This window comes from Rhodococcus sp. C-2, from assembly GCF_027854095.1.
In the GTDB taxonomy this organism is placed as follows: Bacteria; Actinomycetota; Actinomycetes; order Mycobacteriales; family Mycobacteriaceae; genus Rhodococcus_F; species Rhodococcus_F qingshengii.
On the sequence record NZ_JAQGFI010000009.1, the window covers coordinates 26703 to 48965 of the forward strand.

Consider the following 22263-nt stretch of genomic DNA (forward strand, 5'->3'; position numbering starts at 1 on the left):
TCATCTGAACCACATCCAAAACCACTGATTTGCAACAATATTGGAGGAATCCATGACTACCCCCACCGAGCTGATCATGTGGGAGGGCAGCGTACGCACCCTGACCTACCGCGAACAACTCGAAGCAACAGCCGAAGCCGGATTCGATTCACTGGCACTGACACCCGCCGCATTCCTGACGGCAATCAACAGCGGCCTCGGCGCTACGGGCGTGAAGAAGGCAGCCGACGACAGAGGCATCGGACTGCACCTGGACACCGTTACAGGTTGGGCACCGATCCGCGTTCCCAGTGGTGCAGACGACGCGCTGGTCGCGCGTTTCGATTTCACCGTCGAGCAGTGCTTGGAACTGGTCGACGCACTCGACCTCCGCTCCCTGCTCGCCGTTGCGGTATTCGATCACGATACCGTGCCCACGGACACTCTGGTACGAGGTTTCGCCGACCTGTGCGATGCCGCGCTGACACGCGAAATCCCCGTCAACCTCGAGTTCATGCCGTTCTGGGGCGTTCCCGACCTGGCCGCAGCCTGGAACATCGTCGAGCGCGCACAAAAGCCCAACAGCGGCTTGATTGCTGGACACCTGGCATTTCGCGCACAGCGGGCAAGACCTAGCCCTCCTGGCTGGTATCGACGAAGACGTCACGGTCAATCTGCAACTCGCCGACGGCTTCCAGGCACCGGACGGTGCGGATCTCGTGGAGTTGACCTTGCACACCCGCGATCTCCCGGGTCAAGGAAGCCTCGACCTGGAGAGTGTGCTCGAGGTCGTCCAGAAACGTCGATCGGTCGGCACCGCTGGACCTGAAGTGTTCTCCGACCGTCTGGACACCGAATCGGCACAGAACGCCGGGCGACTTCTGGGTGCGTCTACTCGCCGCGCTCTGGGCATCGACGGCAACTGAACGGCTCGAAACTCCAACCAAACCCTGCGCACCACGCGCCGGACTCCTTCACCTGGAAAGCAGAGTGAACATGAAGCTGAACAACAAAGTTGCCGTCGTCACGGGAGGGGCTGGTGGCTTGGGAATCGAGATCTGCCGAGAACTGGCCCGCCAAGGCGCACACGTCGCGATACTCGACCGCCCCGATGTCATCGATGCCGCTTCGCAACTGAACGTGAGTGATGTCGACGGCTATCCAACTGGCCGTCGACATCACCGAGAACGCAACCGTCGAAGCGGCTTTCAGCGAGATCCAGAATCGACTGGGGTCGATCGACATCCTGGTGAACGCAGCCGGCATCACCGGTACCTCGCGCCCGACCCACGAAGCCACCGAGAAAGATTTCGACGACGTCTTCGCGGTCAACGTCAAAGGCACGTTCTTCTGCTCCAAATACGCCATCCAAAGCATGAAACGCCACAAAACGGGGGGCGCGATCGTCAATATCTCCTCCACCTACGGAGTTGCGGCGAATGCGGACATTCCGCTCTACCATGCAACGAAAGCAGCGGTCATCATGATGGCGAAGACCGACGCAGTCACCTATGCGTCCGATGGAATCCGCGCCAATGCAGTGGTTTTGGGAACGACACGAACGCCTATGTCACAGGCTGCGATGTCGATCAGTCCCGAAGGCGCCGCCTACCTGCAAAACCTGATCGACCTACACCCACTCAAGCGGCAGGCAGAACCGGAAGAGATCGCGAAGGCAGTGGCCTTCCTTGCCGGCCCCGACGCCGGTTACATCACCGCAGCAGCAATCCCTGTAGACGGCGGCTACACCGCAGTCTGATCGAGCCGGAAAGCAGCGATACATATCCAGAACCTGCAGGGCCGAGAGGCACCCCGGATAATCCTCTCGGCCCTGCCGTCGCGCATGGTGTCCTATCGAGCACAATCTCACCAGATCATCACGCACTGCGTGTGGCTGTACTACAGGTTCGCGTTGAGCTTGTGCGACGTCGCGGAACTGATGCTCGCCCGCGGCATCGTCGTCTCACACGAGACGATCCGCACGTGGTGCGCGAAGTTCGGGTCCGAATACGCCCGTAGCCTGCGCCGACGCGCTCCCGAACCTGACGACACCTGGTTTCCCGGCGAGGTGTTCGTCAAGATCGGCGGCATCCGGAAGTACCTGTGGCGGGCAGTCGATCAGGACGGCAACGTCCTCGACGTCCTGGTCCAGTCACGCCGCCACACAAGGCGGCGAAACGCTCCTTCGGCAAGCTGATGCGCAAGCAGGATCGGGTGTCGAGGGTGCTGGTGACCGACAAGCTTTCCAGTTGCGTTGTGGCGCATGGGGAGTTGATGCCATCGGCCCAACACCGGCGCTCGAAGTATGTCAACAACCGGGCTGAGAACTCGCACCAACCGACCAGGCAGCGAGAACGCGCAATGAAGTTCTTCCGCTCGCCCGTTGCGGCACAACGGTTCCTGGCGGTGTTCAGCGCGATCTCGCCGCACTTCCGACCCGGTCGGCACAAGCTCACCGCGAGCGATTACCGCTCCGAAATGACCGACCGATTCGCCACCATGACGTCACTGGCGTACCCGACGCCCGAAAACCGGTTTTCCACCAATAGTATCCGCCCCACCATACCCGAATACTGTTGAATCCCAATTGCATTAAGTCAAGTTGGCAGAGCCCTGTATGCCCCGCTACATCTTGTGTCTCATCGGATCATCCGTGGATCGACTCATGCACTCCGGATCCGGAAGAGCCGGTAAAGCTCTCCGGCTCGATCCAAAGCCAGAAGTGAGTTGTCGAGAATCTCCGGGGAACTATGGCAAGTCCGTCGATAACCGGAACGCGACGACGCCGTCAAGGTTCGCGGTTATCTGCTGCGCAGGCGAGTCGGGGCACTTGTACAGACGACTTAGAAAAATGACACGTGGATCACCAGGGGACGACGCCCTCATCGTCGAAGAAACCACCACGCGGCCCGCCATCGGGCAGCGTAGCGAGCCGGATCGCGATCGCAGCACCCTGCTCCGGCGTCCGCAACCCGGCGAAGCCCGTGAAATCAGTCGCCACGTAACCGGGACAGCTGGCGTTCACCATCACGTTCGTATCAGCGAATTGGCGGGCATACTGCGCAGTGATGCTGTTGAGCATTGTTTTCGACGCTGCATACGCAGCCATGATCGGGCCGGTCTGCAGCGTCAACGAGCCCATATTGCTCGACATATTGACGATGCGCGGAGACTCTGCGTGCCCGAGCAGCGGGAGCATCGCGTTGGTCACCCGAACAACCCCGAACACGTTTGTGTCGAGGACCATTCGAACGACGTCGAGGTCGAGCGTCGTCGGATCCTGCGCGCCGCCGTCGGTCCGGCCTGAAATACCCGCATTGTTGACGAGCACGTCGAGCCGCCCGCTCGTCTGCTCAATGGTCGCCGCCGCAGCAGCAACGCTGTCATCGGAGGTGACGTCGAGAGCGACCCCGAACGCGTCCACTCCCCCAGCACGCAGACTCTCGACGGCCCGCTCGCGTCTGGCATGGTCGCGAGCTCCTACCACGACCCTAAAACCCATCGCCCCGAGACCCTGAGCGATGGCGAAACCGATTCCCTTGTTCGCGCCGGTGACCAGCGCGGTCTTGTTGTTGTTCACTCGATCTATGCTCGGCCATCCGCGCACTCTCCGTCCAATACCGAATCAGCCCGCTGTGATACTCACCAGGTATCAGTCAGTAAGCTCTTTACGTGGACGATCTCGAGACCCGCGAGCTTCGATACTTCGTCGCCGTCGCGGAAGAATTGCACTTCGGACGCGCTGCCGATCGGCTCTCGATCTCCCAACCGCCGCTCTCGCGCGCGATCCGCCAACTCGAGCGACGGCTCGGCGTCCAACTCCTGGAGCGGGATCGTCGCGGCGTGGCACTCACCGACGCCGGCAGAGTACTCCTTCGCGAGGCCACAGTAACCCTCGATGCCCTCGCCGCCGCAGCGCGCCGGACCCGGCGTGCCGGAAATCCGAAGCGCCCGCTGGTACTCGTGACAAAAGCCGGAGCGTCCCACGAACTGCTAAGCCAGCTCCTCGACATGTTTGCGAGTGAACCCGATACGGCACCAATCGAAATCCTCCTGTGTGAGGTCGGCGAGCAGGCGGGGTTGCTCCGCGACGGACACGCCGACGTGGCGCTCATGCATCGCCCGTTCGACGACCTTGTCGGGTTCGACACCGAAAACCTCTGCGTCGAAGGACAAGTCGCGATCCTCCCCGCGCGACATCCGCTCGCATCGCGCGATCAACTCACGTTGGCCGATGTCCGCAACGTGCCGGACCTACCGATCGCTCGATGGCCCCGACTCGACGGGACGTACCCGGACGGACCCGGTCCGGAGGTACACACTCAGTCGAAACTCGCCCAGCTCGTAGCACTCGGCAAAACACTGCTTGTCATCCCTGCCTCCAGCCGCGCCTGGCAGTGGCCCGAACACGTCGCGGTGCCCGTCATCGACGCACCGAACGTCACCACGGTGATCGCCTGGCCGCCAAACAGTCGCTCCCAGGCGGTTGCCGCACTCGTCCGCTCAGCGGCCAAGCTCCACCACACCGAATCAGCAGCTCGATGACACTACTCGTGCCTCCGTCCCCTCTGTCCGTTCCCTGTTTCGTTGGCCCTGTCGATAACCACGCCGGCGCGTCCTGACCCGATCACTTGCATCAGCCTTGAACGGTGGACGGATGGCAATGTCGCCGATTTCGACATCGCGGGTCTGCTCAATCACAAACGCGATAGCCGCACAAACGCGATAGCCGGCGCAACAGCTTCCGGCGCGATCGCGAATTCGTTCATGCTCGGCTGGATCTGATCGCGAACCTGGGCGTCATCGATAGAGCTGGCCAGATCGGTACGATCAAATCCCGGCGACACCGACGTTGTCCGCAATACACCGTCCCGCGACTCCTGCCACAGTCCCTCCAATGGGGTGCGGGCGGCATTCTTGGTTCCGACATAGACCACCGGAGTCGGGATGATCTTCAGACCGGACGTCGACACCCGTGGTCACGAGGAAGATCGGACTACTCATGGCCGAGCGAGGGATCGAAGTGACGTACAAGCCTCGTCTGATCGTTCCGGGCTACCGCCACATCGATTTCGTCGAGGTCATCCAAAACTCGAGCTGGCCCGAATAGGTCAATCGAGGCAAGAAGAACCGGATACCACGGGAGCGACCTTTTCTCCGGTCAACCTTTGTGGATGGTCTTCGGCCGCTCCCTCACTCTCGCTCCTTACGCGTCGGTGAATTGTCCGCCTGCGGGCACGTGGCATCCATTTGTGCTCGGGACTTGAAAATTGGGGCCGGAGGGGAGGTCGCTGAGGACTCTCAATGATCAACTGGACTTTTGTCAGTACCTGGTTGCGCGAGCCCAGCTGGCCGGCGACGACGATGCAGTCCGGCGATTCACCGAGCGTTGAAAACTGGTGATCAAACAGATAGGCAGCATGAGAACCCACCTTCGCCTGGTGTTAGTGCAGGGAAAGGCCCGCCCTCCGGGGACGGCCGGTGGGCGGGCCGGGCGCGGCGGAATCCGCCCACACGAAATCGCCGCAACAAGCACTAGATGCCCACCGTCGAACTAATCCAAACCCGTTGCACGACAAAGCTCCTCAGCGCAGTGTTCTAGTCGGTATGCCGTAGCCGGGAGTTGAGGGTTCAGATAGGCGGCATTGCTTCACATTCAGATTGAATCGCACCGGCGAGTCCGGAGAACTCGGGGTACATCACTTACTGATTTGAGAACTCCGCGATTCGCGTAGTTCTGTGTTCACCGTAGTAGAACGCCTCAAGTTCGGCCGGTGGAACGTCTCCGCAGTGCCCGTAGAGGCGTCGGTGGTTGAACCTGAATCGCACCGGCGAGTCCGGAGACTTTGTTCGGTCGCAGCCAGAAGGGCGCTGTCAAGTTGTTAGGAGTGCAGCGTGCGAGACTCCCACCAACCGCACCAGCAACATGAACGCGCGATAAAAGGGTTCCGTACTGTCGGCTCAGCGCAACGGCTTCTGGCCGCTTTCAGTCGCACCTCCCCGCACTTCCGACCGCCCGCCACCGTATGGGCGCCGCCGATCACCGCAGTGAACTAGCCGACCGATTCCAGGTGTGGGATCAGATTACCGAGTTGGACTCGGTAGCCGGAGTAACGCTCCGCTGATGGCTAATCACCGACTGACTCGACCGTCCGAACACCGAAGTCGACGAGTACCTCACCACATGGGAACTGACGCCGCAGATCACACGGTTGGATATGTTGAGGCGGGCGGCTTACATAGGAAGCAGACAGGGATTTATACGCACTGAACAAACGGGGCATGTCGATCTCGGCAATCGCCCCCGACACACACCTGCAAGAACCGCAGGCCCACGGTGCCCGCGCCCGACCCATTCGAAAGACCCGTAAACTACCGCGCCCGCCTACTCGCTGTCCCCCGATCCGAGGATAGCTGTGGAACTACTGGAAACCTTCACCGCTGCCACGGCAATGTGCCACCTACGCGGATGTACAGATCGGAACCGGGAAACAGTAGCGGCCCGGCACCGACATCCTGCACGATCTCGGGTATCACTGTGTCGACGATCCGCCGCGACTCCATGACGTCGGACACTGAGTCGAATGCGCAGAGGGAGTGCAGCTGACTCCAGGTCGGCGGGAGCAACATGGAGGTGCCGTCACACCATGATTGAATCGCGTCCGTAGGCGACATCCATTCCGCAGCATCGGCTTCCGATGTCGCATCGTCTGCTATCTGCCCGGCTGGTAGGGCAGCAACGAAGAAGCGAGTGTCGTATCGACGCGGTTCCACTGACGGCGTGATCCAGTTCGACCAAGGTTTGAGCATCCCGCTGAGAACGATCAGCTTTTCTCGCCGGAGATAGTCCGAGAACGAAAGCTTGTGGCGTTCGAGCATCTCGCGACCCTCGATACCGCCTGGAGGTGTACTCACTGCACCGTCCGCGCTGGGCCCGGCGAGCAGTACACCGCATTCCTCGAATGTTTCGCGGACCGCAGCGAGGACCAACTGCCTGGACGTTGCGGAGTCTGTCCCCCACTGTCGCCCCCACCATTCGGGACTTGGACCGCTCCAACCGATGTCCGGAGAGCCGTCGGCACTGTCCACGCGCCCGCCCGGGAACACCGTCATTCCACCGGCGAACGCCATACCCTTTACACGGCGTTGCAGGAATACTTCGATGCCACTCGCACCGTCGCGTACAAGGATGACCGAGGCCGCGTCCTTAATCGGAGCGGCGGCTCCATCCAGGGATCTCGGGTTGGTCTTGATTTCACTATTCATCCGAGTCCATCTGTCTTTCCGATGATTTTCTTCATGATCTCCGTCGTACCGGCGAAGATGCGAGTCACTCGTGCATCTGCATAGAAACGCGAAATCGGGTACTCCTCCATGTATCCGTACCCTCCGAACAATTGCAGACACGAATCGACCACGCGGCCTTGGAGTTCGGTACACCACCACTTCGCCATGGCTGCCTGCTCGGAGGACAGTCGACCATCGATCAGGTCGACTGTGCAGCGGTCGACAAAAACCTGAGCGATTTCGATTTCCGTTCGCATTTCGGCGACGGTGAACGCAGAGTTCTGGAACGATCCGAGCTTCTGGCCGAAAGCCGTACGCTGCGTGAGGTATTCGATTGTCATGTCGAGCGCTGCCCGCGCAGCAGCCACTCCGTGGATGGCCGTGTTAAGTCGCTCCTGACCGAGATGGCGTGCCATCAGAGCAAAACCGTCACCTGCAGATCCGACAAGATTGGTTGCCGGAACGCGAACATCGGAGAAGAACAATTCGGCTGTGTCCTGGGAGTGCATCCCTAGTTTCTTGAGGTTCCTGCCGCGTCCGAACCCGGCCATTCCACGCTCGATCATCAACAACGAAAGACCTGCGTATCGCTCGGGGCCGGTACGCACTGCCGCGAGTACGAGATCTGCATTGATTCCGTTGGTGATAAAGATCTTCGAACCGTTGACAACGTAATCTTCGCCATCACGAACTGCGCGGGTAGTGATACCTGCGAGGTCGGACCCAGCTCCCGGTTCGGTCATCCCCACCGCGAGGATCGCCTCACCGCTCGCCACACCCGGCAACCACCGGTCCTTCTGCTCGCTAGTCGCGTGATCGAGAAGATACGGAAGGACAACATCGTTGTGCACGGTGATTCCCTGACCGATCCCGGTAAGTCCGAGCCTCGAACATTCCTCGTTCAGGACGACGCTGAAGCGATAATCGACCGGCCCCATTCCGGAATGCTCCTCGGCGATGCCGGGACCCAGAAACCCCGCTGCTCCTGCCTTGCGAAATATCTCCGCGGGTATGGATTGATCCCGTTCCCACTCTGCGTCGTGCGGGACTACTTCCCGCTCGAGGAACGACCTGAAACTTCGACGGAGGTCGTCGTGCTCGGTGTCGAACAAGTTCCGCTGGATAACCGTACGGGACTGGTTGGGCATCGTAGATGTCATAGATGGGGATGCCTTTCGGGATCTGGAGGGCTGCGACCGCGCTGCGGTGTCTGGCAGGTCAGGGTCGGAGTATCAATCTGATTGGGTCATCGATCTTCTCGTCGAGTCGGCGGATCGCGTCGGCGGCTTCCTCGAGCGGTAGAACGCCGCTGATCGAGCCCGACAGATCGAGGCGACCCCACGAGACAAGATCGATCAGTTCGGGGACGTCACTGTAGTCCTGACCGAAATGGCCGCGGACCGTGTGCTTGAAGACGCTGAAGTCCACGCTGTTCTCGATCGTGATCGGCCGGCCGCTCAGGCCCACCAGGACGATCCGACCACCGTATGCCAGGCTGGAGAGCGTCTGCTGCTGGGCGGCGGACACGCCTGCAAAGTCGAGAGCAAGGTCGAGCATTCGCCCCCGGGTTGCGTCTTTCAGCTGCGCTAAGAAGTCGGCAGCAGTAGGGTCTAGCGCCGCGTCGGCACCGAGCGCCAGCGCCCGATCACGGGCCACCAGCAGCGGGTCGACCGCAACAATGGGTGCAGCACCGACCAGTCGCAAAAGTTGGATGGCATGGGCACCGAGTCCGCCCACACCCCACACTCCGACCGACTCCCCCGCTCGCACTTGGCCTGTGGTGCGAATCGCGCTCCACGGAGTGGAGACGGCATCGGGGATGATCGCTGCCTCCTCGAAGGCGAGCCCGGTGGGGATCGCGACCAGCGTCGAGGCCGGGGTCACAACGTACTCTGCCCAGCCACCGTCGTAGTCGACGCCGAGTGTGCGCGGTCCGTCGGACCGCAAAACCAGTGGCTGCAACGCGACACGATCGCCAACGGTCCAGCCCGCGACGCCCTCGCCTATCCGGGCCACGGTACCGGCCACCTCGTGACCCAGCGTTACCTCACCTGTGCGGATGTGGCGAGGCTTGATCAGCCCCTGGGCGATATGGACATCCGAGAGACAGACGCCAGCTGCCTCCACCCGGACGAGAACCTCGTCGTGCCCAATTTCCGGGACGGGGACCGTCCTCAGCGCCAAAGTCCTGCTCTCGACGTCGAACCGCATCGCGCGCATCGAATCATCGATCTCGAGTTCAATAGTCTCCACCATGGCTCGACTTTCCCACGCCGGAGCGGCCCGTTCCGCAGCTCGTTCCGTGGGCCGGAACCTGGTGGGCCGTGGTTCTAGGGCGATGCGAGCAACGAGGGACTTGCGAGCTCTCCGGCGAGCAGCAGGAATTCTTGCACCGACGCGCGACTGGCAGCTGCCGCACGGTAGCGGGTGAGCTCGCGCTCGAGTCGCCCCGTCTCCGAGCCGTTGAAAATCAACATCTTGGTATCTGAGGAGATCGGCGAGGTGATTTCGGTGAAAACCCGCCGCCGATCGTCGGCGTAGCGGTCGAGAACGACCTCGTCGGCTTCGCCGCTGGCCATTGCGCCGAGCACCTCGGTTGCGGCCAGGACGTCGAAGAAGGAACCCACAAGTCCGAACCCGCTCGTGGGTGCAGTGACGTGCGCCGCGCCGCCGACCAGGAGGACTCGTCCTACTCGGAACGTGTCGGCGACCCGCTGATGCATCCGGTGGGCCACCCATGACTCGACGCGGGGATCGGCGCCGTCGGGCAGAACGTCTGCGAACACCGCCTGCATGCGTGCTTCGATCGACTCCTCCGGTAGCCGTTCGTTCTCGGCGTAGAGGTAGCTCCAGAGGCCTGTTCGGTCTATCTGGGCGATCAAGGCGCCTCGGTCGGGATCGATGTGGGTCGCTGCCTCTTTGATACCCATCGTCGAAAAGTCAAAGCGCAGGTTGACCGCGACGAAGCGTTCGGGCCAGGTCAGGCCAGGGAAGCCGAGGCCCAGCTGGCGACGCACAACGCTGCGCGTTCCGTCGGCTCCGACAACCCACCCCACGCGCCGAGTGATTTCGCCGTCGACTCCTGCGGCTACAACGGTGCAGCCGTCCTTGCCCTGGTCTAGGCTCACGATGCGCGTGTCCCACTCGATCGTCACGGCCGACGATGCCGCGAGGTGCGTCAGCAAGATATCGACGAACTGGCCCTGCTCCATATTGAGTGTGAAAGCATGCTCAACGTCGGCGGACAATGCAGACAGATCGAAGACGATTCTCTCGCCGGTGCGCAGGACGTTCAGCGACACCGCGTGCTGGACCACTCCGACTGCCATCATCTCGTCGAGGATCCCGAGATGGTCGAGCCCGGCCATCATCGACCAGTTGAAAACCAGTGTGCGGGTGACGGGCTGTCGTTCAGGTCCGGGCGCGAGGACAGTCACCTCAACACCGATCTGAGCCAGTCCGAGCGCTTGCAGCAGTCCCAGTGGGCCGCCGCCCACTATAAGCACACTATTCGTCGACATCGAACCAGAGTCGCACAACCTCATTGAGTTCGCCGCACCCGACCTACAACGCGTGGTATTGACATCGCGCGGCAACTGCGTCGGCGGGGGCGTCGAGCTGTGAAGCGTGACGGGGAACGTCAGTGTCGCCGATGCGGGTGATGCCAGGTAGTGCGAACCGGATCACGAATCACTGGTCACAGGCACTGTCGTGCACTGCGGACCCGACGCTGAACCCCAGCGCGCCCAGGTATCGATCGCCGCGTCGAGAGCAACCACTGAGGAGGGCGTGCCCTCGGCGATACGGCCGGCAGTGCGGGAGAAGCGGGGTGCCGACGCCGCCACGACGTCGGTACCCGTGCCAACGAGAACCCCACGAGCGGTGATGTGTGGGTGAGCCGACGCCTCACCGAAGGTCAGTACCGGCGTCACACACGCATCCGTGCCGTCGAATACATCTACCCAGTGATCACGATCGTGCTTCCGGAATACGGCAGCGAGCGTTGTGCAGAGCTCCGGCCACATCGAGCGGTCGTCCCGATCAGGGATTGACGATGCATCCAACCCGAGTCCCGCCATGACGAGAGCCCAGAATTGCGGTTCTACCGCGCCGACTGCCATGAAGCGACCGTCACTGCACTCGTACGTCCGGTAGAACGGAGCAGCGCCGTCGAGGACGTTCTGAGCACGACTGTCCTTCCACTGGCCGATCGCTCGGAGCTCGTGGATCGGCTGGACCAGTGCACTGATACCATCGATCATGGCTGCGTCAACGACTTGGCCGATTCCCGACGAGTGACGCTCGTGGAGCGCCGCGAGGATTCCCGTAACGAGGAACATCGAGCCGCCACCGTAGTCGCCCACTAAGTTCAGCGGGGGGAGTGGCGTCTCGGCGGGCCCGATCGCGTCGAGGGCCCCGGTCAGCGAAATGTAGTTTATGTCGTGCCCCGCAGTGTTCGCCAGCGGGCCGGACTGTCCCCATCCGGTCATCCGGGCGTACACGAGCCGCGGGTTGCTCGTCGTGAACTCGTCCGGTCCGAGACCGAGACGTTCAGCGACCCCTGGCCGGAACCCCTCGATGAGAACATCGGCCAAGGCGACCAAATTACGCACTCGCTCCACGTCCTCGCTGATCTTGAGGTCCGCGAGCACTGTGGTGCGTCCGCGCAGAACGTGCGACGTAGTGGTGTACTCCCCCTCAGGCCTCGAGGGCCTAACCACCCGTACGACGTCAGCGCCGAGGTCGGACAGCATCATGGCTGCATGGGGTCCCGGGCCGATCCCGGCCAGCTCGACAACCCGGAGCCCTCTGAGTGGTCCGTTCATATTCTGCCTTCCATAGATGATGTTTGGGGCGCTAGATGATGTTTGGGGCGCTCCACGTCAGCGCCGGTTGACCTGCTGGGTCATGGCTCTCAATTCGGTAGGGCACCGAAATCGGGCGCCGGCATGTGTCTGAGGAGATCGGGCAGGTCGGCAGACACGGAGTCTGCGAAGGCGGGGCTGCGTTTGTCGATGAAGGCAGAGATGCCTTCCACCGCGTCGCGGCTGACATCCCGCACGTTAAGGGCATGGGTCTCGATTTCGTGGGCCTCCATCGGGTGAGCGGCACCGAGCATCCGCCACATCATCTGCCGCGCAAGGGCCGCCGAGACCGGCGCCGTGTTGTCGCTGACCTCGCGAGCCAAGGCGTACGCCACGTCGACTACCTCGTCCGCCGGGTGCAGGCTCCGCACGAGCCCGCGCCGCAGCGCCTCATCGGCGTCGAAGACCCGTCCGGTCAGAACCCACCCCCCTCAAGTGCCGACTCATCGGGACAAGCCGCGGAAGAAACCACGACGAGCACGACTCCGGGACCAGGCCTCGCCTGTTGAAGACAAACCCGATCCTGGCGTGGTCCGCGCAGACCCGGATGTCAGCCGCGTGTGTCATCGTGATCCCGACGCCCACCGCGTGGCCATTGATAGCCGCAATGATCGGCTTGTCGAGGGCGTGCATCCGCAGTCCGTCCCGCCCGCCACCGTCTCGCCGAAACGGCAACTCCTCACCGTCCACGGTGAACTTGGTTCCGGCGGGCGCGAGATCGCTCGTGCGCCACCCTTCGAATGTCGCATCCGATTCCGACAGATCCATTCCCGCGCAGAACACACGACCGGCCCCTGTCAGGACCACGGCACGGACACCGTCGTCGGCGTCACACCGATCGAAGGCCGCGATGAGCTCGGCCACCATAGTGTCGGTGAAGGTGTTAAGTGCCTCCGGACGATCAAGAGTGATCGTCGCAATGTGCCCGGATGTCTCGAGTTTGACATCGCTCATGACGGCCCCTGCGCGCCCGAACAATGCACCGCGCCGCTCGTCACAGCCGGACGCGGTCGTGACTCTGTTCTGACGATGACGGCTGACGACATGAGAGATCCCTTTGCTACTTGACGATCGTTCAGGGACTCTATGTGCGCTACGGTCTAACGGCCAAGAGGGTGTTCCGAGGCTCAGAACATGACTGTAGTAGCCGACTACGCACCGAGTATTTCGATTCTCCGAATCGTCGCTACGAGATCCGCTGAATCGCCCTGTCGAAGAGCCGCAGCGTTATCGCGTGTAGGCGCAGCCCTGTCTCGACAGACGCCTGCCCGGCAAGAGAACGCGCATAGGTCCCCTCCAGGACGATGCCGAGCTTGAAGCACGCCAGCGCGACGTACCAGTCGATAGCGGAGACGTCTCGCGAAGACCGGTCGGCATAGCGCTGCACGATCTCCTGCTCTGTCGGCAACCCGCCGCCGGTGGCGTAGGCCGAACCAAGGAGGTCCTCGACGTCGTCCGGACCTGCCCATAGCGACAGCATCCATCCGAGGTCGAGCAGTGGGTCCCCGATTGTCGTCATCTCCCAATCGACGATGGCCGCGATCTCCGGCTCGTCGTGACGGAACATCACGTTCGATACGTGGAAGTCGCCGTGCATGATGCCGGGTGTCCAGGCTCGCGGACGGTGCCGTTCCAGCCATTCGGCCACGCGGGTGACATCGCCGATGTCGGGACCGGGGTAGCCCTCGAGTTGGGAGTAGGAATCGAGCTCGCTGAGCCAACGTGGCACCTGACGTTCGAGGAAGCCGTCGGGCCGCGCGTACCCCGAGAGCCCCACGGCCTTGTAGTCGACCTCACCGAGCGTCGCAAGCGCCTCGACCATGCTCAGACCCATCCGGTGACGCATCTCGGGCGAAGCGGCTTGACCTTGGGGCAAGCTCACGAGGGCGTTGTACCCGTCGATCGGCTCCATCAGGTAGAAGACCGCACCACCGAGAACCGACTCGTCCTCGCAGCTGGCGATCAGTCGAGCGTGCGGAACAGCGGTCTGTGCCAGACCGCCAAGCAGGGTGATCTCGCGGCCCATGATCCTGTTGCTGCCTGCTCGCAGGTGCTGGGGACCACGACGCAGGATGTAGCGTCGTCCTGCCCGAACGAACGACACCATGATGTTCTGTGTGCCCCCTGCAAGTGGCTCGACTTGCTCGAGCGAACCTCCGCCCAGGCCTGCACCGTCCATCCATGCAGCCACCGCTGTCGCGTCGATGTAGGCATCACCGGAGATCGTCATCATTTAGTCCTCGCATTCGTCAGGCGGCTCCCTGCAAACAAATTAATTCAAGTGAATCATAGATATGATCAAATGAAACACAAACTGTCGCAGTAGCAGTACACACAGGTACGCTTTGTCCATGACCGCAAGCACGACGAATCGCGAACCGACTCGCGACGCACACTCAGCGATAATCACAGCCGCCGAGCGGCTGTTTGCCGACCAAGGCATCGAAGGAGTCTCCCTGCGAGAGATCATGCGCGCGGCCGGCCAGCGCAACACCACCTCGTTGCAGTATCACTTCGGCGACCGCGACGGACTGCTCCGCGCCTTGGTCGAGAAGCACATCCAGTCCGTCTCCCTGCGCAGGGATGCGATTCTCGACCTGCTTGCGTCACGCGAAAAGACTTCGCTCCGTGACGCGTGCTCCGCACTCGTCCAGCCGCTCGTCGCCAAGCTCAATGATCCTGACGGTGGCCCGGAGTTCCTGCAGATCGCCGCCCAGCTGGTCAACCGGGACAACAAGGTGATCGATCCCAACGGACCGGCGGGCGCCATCATCTACGACCGCAGCGGCAGCCAGGACCGTTGGAGTCGCCTGGTCGAGCAGCTCATGCCACCCGGCACAGCGGGGAGCCCACTGCACCGCCGATTCGCGGCCATCCGCTTTGCGTACATCGAGATTGGACGGCGCGCCAACAACTCGCCCGAGGGCGACCACGCTTTGTTCTCGAGCCAACTCGTCGACCTGTCCGCGGCATTGCTCGGCGCCGAGATCTCTGACGAGACGCAACGACTGCTCGACGAGCGCTACCGACAGAAATCGAGCTGACACCCCCGCACGAATCACGCCGCGGGGTGGCCCATCTAGCGGAACACTGCCTGTAGCGAACGACCGCTAGAGATTTAGTGTCACCGCATGAGCCTGTCGACCCTCCTGTCCTCGCGCTACAGCTGTCGCGCCTTCCTGCCTGCACAGGTCGACGAAGAAACGCTCAACGAGCGCTTCACGCTCGCGCAGCGGACGCCCTCGTGGTGCAATACTCAGCCGTGGCAGGTGTATGTCACGAGTGGTGATGCGACGACGCAGCTTGCCGAAGCCCTCTCCGTCTATGCCACCTCCCAAGAGCCCGTCTCGTGCCTGCAGCTGCCAGTCGGCTACACGGGGGTCCGGGCCGACCGACGCCGGGAAGCGGGCTACGGCCTGTACTCGGCATTGGGCATCGAGCGTTCCGACCGCGAAGGCCGAGACGCGCAGATGGCACGCAACTTCGACTTCTTCGGGGCCCCCCACACTGCCGTCATCACGTCCGCAGCCGAGCTGGGCGTATACGGCGCCGTCGACTGCGGAGCCTACGTTTCGACGTTGCTCCTGGCTACGCAGGAGCTTGGCTTGGGCGCGGTCGCCCAGGGTGCCATCGCGTTCCACACCGACGTCGTTCGCTCCGAGCTGGGGATCCCCGAGGACCAGCACATCGTCTGCACCGTCTCGTTCGGCCACGCCGACACGACCCACCCGGTCAACGCGTTCCGCACAACACGGGCCGACGTGCACGAAGCAGTCCACCACGTAAATACCACGGGCGCGTCGCTATGAGAGCCTGGCACGTCGAGGCCTTCGGTGCCCCGACAGAGGTCATGCGTCTTGTCCAAGTCCCGGACCCCCAGCCCGGTGCGGGACAGGTCGCAGTACGGGTCGCGGCCTGCACCCTGGGTTTCCCCGACGTCCTGATGTGCCGCGCCGGCTACCAGCACAAGCCGACCCTCCCGTTCTCCCCCGGCGCAGACTTCTACGGAGAGATCGTCTCGATCGGTCCCGGCGTAGACCTGGTCGGCCGCGATCTCTCGGTCGGGTCGAAGGTCATCGCGATCGGCGCCGGACTGCACGGCGGACTCGCCGACATCGCGCTGGTCGACCTCGACCTGCTCTTCCCCGCACCAGTCGGCCTGGACGCCGCCGAGTCTGCCGCCCTCTTCAACGCGTATCTCACGGGCTGGCTAGCCCTCACCCACAGCGCGCGTATCCAGGCCGGCGAGGTTTTGCTGGTCCACGCTGCCGCCGGTGGCGTGGGCAGCGCCGCCGTCCAACTCGGCCTCGCAGCCGGCGCGACCGTCATCGGCGTCACGCGTGGCACTCGGAAGGCCGAGGCCGTGCGAAACCTCGGTGCACACCTGGTGATCGACAGGGAACAGGTTTCTGTCATCGACGCCGTCAAGGACGCCACCGGCGGCCGAGGCGCCGATGTCATCTACGACCCTGTGGGTGGTCCGTCCTGGTTCGAGTCGACCAAGTGCGTGTCCTTCGAGGGCAGGCTCCTCATCATCGGGTTTGCCGGCGGCGAGATCCTGTCCCAGCCGCTCAACCACCCGCTCGTCAAGAACTATTCGATCATCGGGATCAACTCCGGCCTCTACACGGTAAAACGGCCGGATGTCGTCGCCCGCGCCATCGCCGAGCTCTCGGCCCTCGCCACCGGCGGGGCGATCCGGCCTCTGATCGGCGAACGGATCCCTCTTGCCGATGCACCCCGTGCCCTACAAGACCTGGCCGACAGGGTCACAGTCGGCCGCTCTGTCGTCATGCTCGACGGGACCGTCGGGTGACCACCCCGGCCCTCCTTCACACACCACTGACCACACCAGGAGTAACCATGGAAGAGTTCAGAGACAAAGTTGTCGTCGTGACCGGCGGCAGCCGCGGCATGGGCAAAGAGATCGTGCTGGCCTTCGCTCAGCGCGGTGCCCACGTCGTCATCGCGAGCCGCAAGATCGAGCCATGCGAGACGCTCGCCGAGGACGTCCGCGTGAGGTTCGGGGTCCGTGCCCTCCCCGTTGCCTGCAATGTCAGTGACTGGGAGCAGTGCGACAGGCTCGTCGAAGCGGCCTACGCCGAGTTCGGCCGTGTCGATGTCTTGATCAACAACGCGGGCCTGTCCCCGCACTACCCGAGCCTGGTCGATGTCACCGAAGCCCTGTTCGATAAGACCATCGCCGTCAACCTACGGGGACCGTTCAGGCTGGCCGCGCTGATCGGCCACAAGATGGTGAAATCCGGCGGCGGGTCCATCGTCAACATCGGTTCCATCGAGGCCATCCGGCCATCGGAGAAAGCCCTCCCCTACGCCGCGGCCAAAGCCGGGTTGCACGTCCTCACCGAGGGTTTCGCCCAGGAGTATGCACCGTCCGTGCGCGTCAACACGATCCAGCCCGGACCGTTCCTGACCGACATCTCGGACAACTGGGCCGACGGCGCCCGCGAGGAACTCGAGGCCGTTGTTGCCCTCGGCCGCTGCGCCGAACCCTCCGAGATCGTCGGCGCTGTGCTGTTCTTCAGCGGGTCGGCGTCGTCGTACTCCACCGGGGCACTGCTCCGCGTCGACGGCGGATGGCGCTGAGATGGCGACCGAGGGGCGCAGTTGGCGCGCACACGCGTTCGGCGACCCACGTGCCGTCCTACGCTTGGAGGACGTCACGTGGGAACCGCCGACGCCGGACCGGTTGCTCGTCCGTGTCGCCGCGTGCGGTGTGGGCCTTCCGGACCTTCTGATGGTGCAGGGCACCTATCCGCTGACGCCGACACCGCCGGTCCAACCGGGCCAGGAGGTTGTCGGCATCGTCGTCGAGGCGGGCGCGAACGCCAACTTCAGGGTCGGTGACCGGGTCATGGGTCTGACCCCGTTTACCGAAGGACATGGTGGATTCGGAGACCATGCCTACATCCGCGCGTCCAAGGCGGTGCTCGCGCCGTCGACGCTGTCCGACGCCGAGGCTGCAGGCTTCATGATCGGATTCCGCACCGCTCACGCCGCGCTCATCAGCCGGCTGACGGTGCGCGCCGGGCAAACCATCGCTGTGCTTGGTGCCAGTGGCAGCTCGGGGCTCGCCGCCATCGCCCTCTCCAAAGCTCTCGGTGCGCGGGTGATTGCGGTGGGCAGCAGCATGGAGAAGCTGGCGTACTGCGCCAATGCCGGCGCTGACGACTGTATCGATCACCGTGTGTCGGATGTCGGTGACGAACTCCTCGCGCTGACGGGCGGTATCGGTGTGGACGTCCTGTTCGACCCGGTTGGCGGGGCCGTCGCTGCGCAGGCTGTCAAGGGCGTCCGAAGCCGGGGCTCCGTGGCCGTGATCGGCTTCGCGAGCGGCAGCTGGATCGATGCCGCCATGGGTGACGTCGTGCTACACAACCTCGCACTGGTCGGAGTCTTCGCCGGCAGCTTCTCCGCCGAGGAAGACGAAGCGATGAATCGGACATTGCTGGAGATGGCCGAGCAGGGACTCATCCGACCCGCCCTCGGGAGCTCGTACGCGTTCTCCGAAGTGTCCGATGTGCTCCATCGTCTTGACCAAGGCATGCCGCCCGGCAAGATCACGGTGCACTTCGACCGATCCTGACGAGCCCGTCCGACGTTTCATCACACGGAATTTCCGGTGTCCTCGGCGGCGAACGACCGGCACTGTGATGAGGTGCCCGGCCGACGGGTATCCGGGTTCGCAGGCACGACGGCGAACCGTCACAGTCACCGAGGAGTTCAAACATGTCACCTGCCCTGAACGAGTCCGTGGTCGTCGTCGCTGGAGGGGCACGCGGCATCGGCCGGGCCACCGCGCTGAGGCTCGCCGAGCGAGGCGCGAAAGTAGCGGTACTCGACGTCAACCTCAGCGCAGCAACCGAATTCGACGAGGACCTGACGGCAGCTTCCGTCGAGGACGAGCTGAAAAACCGGGCCGGCGACGGCCTCGGCGTGCAGGTCAACCTGACCGATCCTGAGGAGACCGAACGCGCGATCGCCACAGTCGTCGAGCGGTTCGGACACCTCAACCACCTCTTCATACCTGCTGGCGGGGCCATCACTCCCTACCCCGACAGCGCGGCGAGCCGGACCTCTCACGACGACTACAGCAAGCTCGTCGCCGTCAACATGACGACGGTCGTCAACTGCTGCCGCTCGGCGGTACCTCACCTCAAAGCTGCGGGCGGCGGATCGATCATCACAGTCTCGAGTGGCTCGGGCTTCAAGGTTGCAGCCGACGGCTATATCGCGGGCTACGCCATGAGCAAGGCCGCAGTGCTGCACTACTCGAAGTACCTCGCGGCCGAAGTCGGGAAAGACGGCATCCGGGTGAACTGCATCGCCCCGGGCGTCATCCGAACCTCACGTCTGATTGCCCAGTCAAAGGTCACCGGATTCGTCGCCAGCGACGAGGAGCTCTCCATGATTCCCCTTCAGAGACAAGGTGAGCCGTCGGATATCGCCGACGTAGTCGAGCTCCTGCTCAGCCCGCTGGCCGGTTTCCTGACCGGTCAGCTCATCGCCGTCGACGGTGGTGCATCGATCGTCTGACGGATGCAGAGATGCGTCATGGCGGGACCCTGAGTCGGGTCCCGCCATGACTATGCAAGCGCCGGTACCGTGATCAGCCGGCGAGACGACCCATCAGCGTCCGTCCGACAACAATGCGCTGAACCTGGCCCGAACCCTCGAAGATGTCCATGATCTTGACGTCCCGGTACCACTTCTCGAGCAGAAGCTCCTCGCTCGTACCCTCAGGTCCCAGCAGCTGCATGCACCGACGAATGACACGCTCGACGGTTTCGGGCGCATAGCCCTTACCGGCGGCCGAGATCGCCCGGTCTTCCTTACCCTGATCCACGAGGAACTGTGCCTTATACGACATCCGGCGTCCACGCTCGAGGGCGAAGTTCATCGCCTCGAGATCCTCCTCGACTGCGCGCCATCGCTGCGGAGAGAAGGCTGCTTTCTGGCCCCCGAGAATACCGGTCGTGACGTCGATCGCCGCCTGACCGAGCCCGATGCACATCGCCGACATGTTGGGGCGGTTGTTGGCCAGCGCGCCCAGCGCGCCGCCCTGCCCGCTGCGGCGCGGAGCCGCGGAACCGTCGGCGGTCCAGCCGAGTTGGTTCTCGACCGGGATGATGCAGTTGTCGAACAACAGTTCCGACGTGACCCAGCTTCGGATACCGAGCTTCTGCTCGTTTTCCTTCGCGATGATGAAGCCTGGTGCATCGGCTGGCACGACGAAAGCGTTGATGCCCTTGGCGCCGAGCGACTTGTCGACTGTCGCGAACACCACGATGTACTCCGCGGTGGCACCACCGCTGCAGAAGATCTTGGTGCCGTTCAGCACCCAGCTGTCGCCATCGCGGGTCGCCGTGGTCGAGACCTGCGAGGTGTCGGAGCCGAAGTGAGGCTCGGTCAGCGCGAAACCAGTCGGCGTGTTCTCCTCGATGGCGGGCGTGTACCACTTCTCGACCTGCTCAGGGGTACCCATCGACTCCACGACCAGGTGGGCAATGCCGCTACCGAGGGTCTGCTGGACCCAAATATCGCCATAGTTGATGTTCTCGTAGAAGACCAGGTTGCGCACCCAATAGCCCTCGTCGAACGTGGGGATCGGGTCGGGCTCGGCCAGGTCGCTCCGACCGAGCGATACCGGACTGGTGCCAATAATCTCGGCCCAGTTGTCCGGGACCTTGTGCTCCGTGTCGGCCTGCCGCGCGTACGGGCGGGCCTCGGACGCGGACCACTCGCGGACTGCGCGACCGTAATCGACGAGCGGCTTGCTGAGCTGGAAGCTGTAAGACATGTTCTTTCCCCTATTCAGAGCGCGGGCTCGAAGGACGAGCGCGTCGGGTCGAAGTCGAGTGCCGCGAGGGCGGCTGCGGACCGGTACCAGATCTCCACCGGGTGGTCCGTGATGAAGCCGTGACCGCCGAGCGTCTGCACGCTGTCGCGAGTCGCTTCGAGTGCGATCTCGGAGGCGTATGACACCGCACGTGCGACATCGACCTCACCCACACCAACGCCGAGGTCGAGGCGCTCTGCGACGTCGCTGATCTCAAGCCGCGCGGCGTCGAGCTGCATAACGGCCTCGGCGAGCGGGAACGAAATACCCTGGAAGGTGGCGATGGGCGTGCCGAATGCGATGCGCGTCGTCGCGTATGCCGCGGCGTACTCGATCGCACGCTGCGCGGTACCGACCTGTGCGGCGGCATTGAGGAGCCGGAGCTGCTGCACGGACGTCGTCAGCGCCACCGCGTCGGCATCGGTGCCACCAACGAGTGCGTCGGTCGTCGTCGTGACGTCGAACGTAATCGAACCTGAAGCAGCGGCATCGAGCGCGATACCTCGGGTCACGTCGTCGACCGTCACTCCGGCGTCACCGCTCGCCAGAACGACTGCTCGAAGACGCCCGTCCTGTGCGTCACGGCCCACGACAACTAGCGGATCGGCCGACGCAGCGAAAGCCACCCCGACCTTCCGGCCGGTGACCCTCACAGTGTCTCCGTCGATCGCGATGGTGGTCTCGAGCTCGGCCGGTCCTCGGCCGTGACCCTCATACAGGGCCACCGCGCCCCGTGCGTCGGGGCTCGATGCGAAAATGCGCAGGCCATCGGTCTGCGACGCCGTGCCGTGCCGAGCGATCAGACCACCGGCAGCTCCGCTCCACACAGCCGCCATCGCGATCCCGGCGTCACCGAACGCAAGGTTCTCGACCGCAAGCAACTGGGTGATCGTGTCGGGAACACCACCACCGCCGAACTCCTCCGGGATCGGGACGGTCAGTCCACTATCGAAGAGCTTGCTCCAGACATCCTTGGGTACGGACTGCTCTCGCTCCGCCTCACACGCAGCAGGCGACAAGATGTCGGTCGCGATGCTGCGCGCCAACTCCGCGACTGCCTCGTGGTCTTCATCGGGTAACAGGTTCATCTCAAGTCTCCTCAACTCGTCGGGCGCGGTGGGTCGCCGGGACGAACACGTACGTCGGCGAGCCTCGCTGCATATTTCGTGACCCCAGTCACGAGGACAACGGCGTGTTCCGCTCCCCGGAAGCAGCCCCCCGAAGCGTGGCCGAGACGCGGAGGCATCAGATCCAGTCCAACGTTCCGGAGGT

20 protein-coding genes and 3 pseudogenes are annotated in these 22263 nt (G+C 63.3%); 12 read left to right on the top strand and 11 right to left on the bottom strand.

Features of this window, described 5'->3' with window-relative positions:
- Nucleotides 1-52: 52 nt before the first annotated feature.
- The 4 genes and pseudogenes from PCS43_RS19445 to PCS43_RS19455 all read left to right on the top strand — a co-directional run bounded on the left by PCS43_RS19445 (nt 53) and on the right by PCS43_RS19455 (nt 2528).
- A complete protein-coding gene (locus PCS43_RS19445; RefSeq protein ID WP_064233847.1) occupies nt 53-808 on the top strand; it encodes a sugar phosphate isomerase/epimerase family protein in 756 nt (251 codons plus the stop codon).
- A 167-nt stretch (nt 809-975) separates the two neighbouring features.
- Nucleotides 976-1077 (top strand): annotated as a pseudogene (locus PCS43_RS33495) (SDR family NAD(P)-dependent oxidoreductase); the annotation flags it as partial.
- Between the two features lie 49 nt (nt 1078-1126).
- Complete coding sequence (locus tag PCS43_RS19450; RefSeq protein ID WP_082893181.1) at nt 1127-1738, top strand: SDR family NAD(P)-dependent oxidoreductase; 612 nt, start codon at nt 1127-1129, stop codon at nt 1736-1738.
- 84 nt (nt 1739-1822) lie between these two features.
- Nucleotides 1823-2528, top strand: a pseudogene (locus PCS43_RS19455) (IS6 family transposase).
- A gap of 314 nt (nt 2529-2842) precedes the next feature.
- On the opposite strand, the gene PCS43_RS19460 reads toward PCS43_RS19455, so the two are convergent.
- Nucleotides 2843-3559: an SDR family oxidoreductase gene (locus PCS43_RS19460; protein WP_064074433.1), complete on the bottom strand. Its 717-nt coding sequence runs from the start codon at nt 3557-3559 to the stop codon at nt 2843-2845.
- Nucleotides 3560-3651: 92 nt separating this feature from the next.
- Between PCS43_RS19460 and PCS43_RS19465 the strand changes: the two genes are divergently transcribed.
- Complete coding sequence (locus PCS43_RS19465; protein ID WP_064074434.1) at nt 3652-4524, top strand: LysR family transcriptional regulator; 873 nt, start codon at nt 3652-3654, stop codon at nt 4522-4524.
- 152 nt (nt 4525-4676) lie between these two features.
- Here the strand turns inward: PCS43_RS19465 and PCS43_RS19470 are convergent, their stop codons facing one another.
- Nucleotides 4677-4952 (bottom strand): hypothetical protein, encoded by a 276-nt coding sequence (locus tag PCS43_RS19470; protein WP_054801407.1) that lies wholly within the window; start codon nt 4950-4952, stop codon nt 4677-4679.
- A 2-nt stretch (nt 4953-4954) separates the two neighbouring features.
- On the opposite strand from PCS43_RS19470, the gene PCS43_RS19475 reads away from it, so the two are divergent.
- Nucleotides 4955-5089, top strand: a complete 135-nt coding sequence (locus PCS43_RS19475; protein ID WP_270923085.1) for a hypothetical protein — start codon at nt 4955-4957, stop codon at nt 5087-5089.
- A 1325-nt stretch (nt 5090-6414) separates the two neighbouring features.
- Here PCS43_RS19475 and PCS43_RS19480 read toward each other — a convergent pair.
- The 7 genes and pseudogenes from PCS43_RS19480 to PCS43_RS19510 all read right to left on the bottom strand — a co-directional run bounded on the left by PCS43_RS19480 (nt 6415) and on the right by PCS43_RS19510 (nt 14361).
- Nucleotides 6415-7245 carry an NUDIX hydrolase gene (locus PCS43_RS19480; RefSeq protein WP_058228089.1) on the bottom strand — a complete coding sequence of 277 codons (831 nt, stop codon included), beginning with the start codon at nt 7243-7245 and terminating at the stop codon, nt 6415-6417.
- Entirely contained in the window at nt 7242-8390 is a 1149-nt protein-coding gene (locus PCS43_RS19485) for an acyl-CoA dehydrogenase family protein (RefSeq protein ID WP_064074884.1), read from the bottom strand. Before PCS43_RS19485 ends, PCS43_RS19480 begins: the two co-directional genes overlap by 4 nt.
- A gap of 94 nt (nt 8391-8484) precedes the next feature.
- A complete protein-coding gene (locus PCS43_RS19490) occupies nt 8485-9522 on the bottom strand; it encodes a zinc-binding dehydrogenase (RefSeq protein ID WP_064074876.1) in 1038 nt (345 codons plus the stop codon).
- 74 nt (nt 9523-9596) lie between these two features.
- A complete protein-coding gene (locus PCS43_RS19495) occupies nt 9597-10787 on the bottom strand; it encodes an FAD-dependent oxidoreductase (protein WP_064074875.1) in 1191 nt (396 codons plus the stop codon).
- Between the two features lie 162 nt (nt 10788-10949).
- The gene (locus PCS43_RS19500; RefSeq protein ID WP_082893240.1) at nt 10950-12092 is read right to left on the bottom strand and encodes a CaiB/BaiF CoA transferase family protein; all 1143 of its coding nucleotides are present in this window, start codon (nt 12090-12092) and stop codon (nt 10950-10952) included.
- 89 nt (nt 12093-12181) lie between these two features.
- Nucleotides 12182-13085 (bottom strand): annotated as a pseudogene (locus PCS43_RS19505) (enoyl-CoA hydratase-related protein).
- 232 nt (nt 13086-13317) lie between these two features.
- Entirely contained in the window at nt 13318-14361 is a 1044-nt protein-coding gene (locus PCS43_RS19510; protein ID WP_064074883.1) for a phosphotransferase family protein, read from the bottom strand.
- Nucleotides 14362-14482: 121 nt separating this feature from the next.
- Here PCS43_RS19510 and PCS43_RS19515 point away from each other — a divergent pair, with 121 nt between their 5' ends.
- From PCS43_RS19515 to PCS43_RS19540, 6 genes are all read left to right on the top strand, one after another.
- Nucleotides 14483-15175: a TetR/AcrR family transcriptional regulator gene (locus PCS43_RS19515; protein ID WP_054801403.1), complete on the top strand. Its 693-nt coding sequence runs from the start codon at nt 14483-14485 to the stop codon at nt 15173-15175.
- An 87-nt stretch (nt 15176-15262) separates the two neighbouring features.
- Nucleotides 15263-15940, top strand: coding sequence for a nitroreductase (locus PCS43_RS19520; RefSeq protein WP_064074873.1), 678 nt, complete (start codon nt 15263-15265; stop codon nt 15938-15940).
- On the top strand, nt 15937-16947 hold the full coding sequence (locus PCS43_RS19525; protein ID WP_064074872.1) for an NADPH:quinone oxidoreductase family protein: 1011 nt from the start codon (nt 15937-15939) through the stop codon (nt 16945-16947). Before PCS43_RS19520 ends, PCS43_RS19525 begins: the two co-directional genes overlap by 4 nt.
- Before the next feature lie 47 nt (nt 16948-16994).
- A complete protein-coding gene (locus PCS43_RS19530) occupies nt 16995-17738 on the top strand; it encodes an SDR family NAD(P)-dependent oxidoreductase (RefSeq protein WP_064074871.1) in 744 nt (247 codons plus the stop codon).
- Nucleotide 17739: 1 nt separating this feature from the next.
- The gene (locus PCS43_RS19535) at nt 17740-18738 is read left to right on the top strand and encodes an NADPH:quinone oxidoreductase family protein (protein ID WP_064074870.1); all 999 of its coding nucleotides are present in this window, start codon (nt 17740-17742) and stop codon (nt 18736-18738) included.
- 143 nt (nt 18739-18881) lie between these two features.
- Nucleotides 18882-19688, top strand: a complete 807-nt coding sequence (locus PCS43_RS19540) for an SDR family NAD(P)-dependent oxidoreductase (protein ID WP_064074869.1) — start codon at nt 18882-18884, stop codon at nt 19686-19688.
- 73 nt (nt 19689-19761) lie between these two features.
- On the opposite strand, the gene PCS43_RS19545 is transcribed toward PCS43_RS19540, so the two are convergent.
- Nucleotides 19762-20952 (bottom strand): acyl-CoA dehydrogenase family protein, encoded by a 1191-nt coding sequence (locus tag PCS43_RS19545; RefSeq protein WP_064074868.1) that lies wholly within the window; start codon nt 20950-20952, stop codon nt 19762-19764.
- Between the two features lie 14 nt (nt 20953-20966).
- Complete coding sequence (locus PCS43_RS19550; RefSeq protein ID WP_064074867.1) at nt 20967-22079, bottom strand: acyl-CoA dehydrogenase family protein; 1113 nt, start codon at nt 22077-22079, stop codon at nt 20967-20969.
- Nucleotides 22080-22263: the final 184 nt, after the last annotated feature.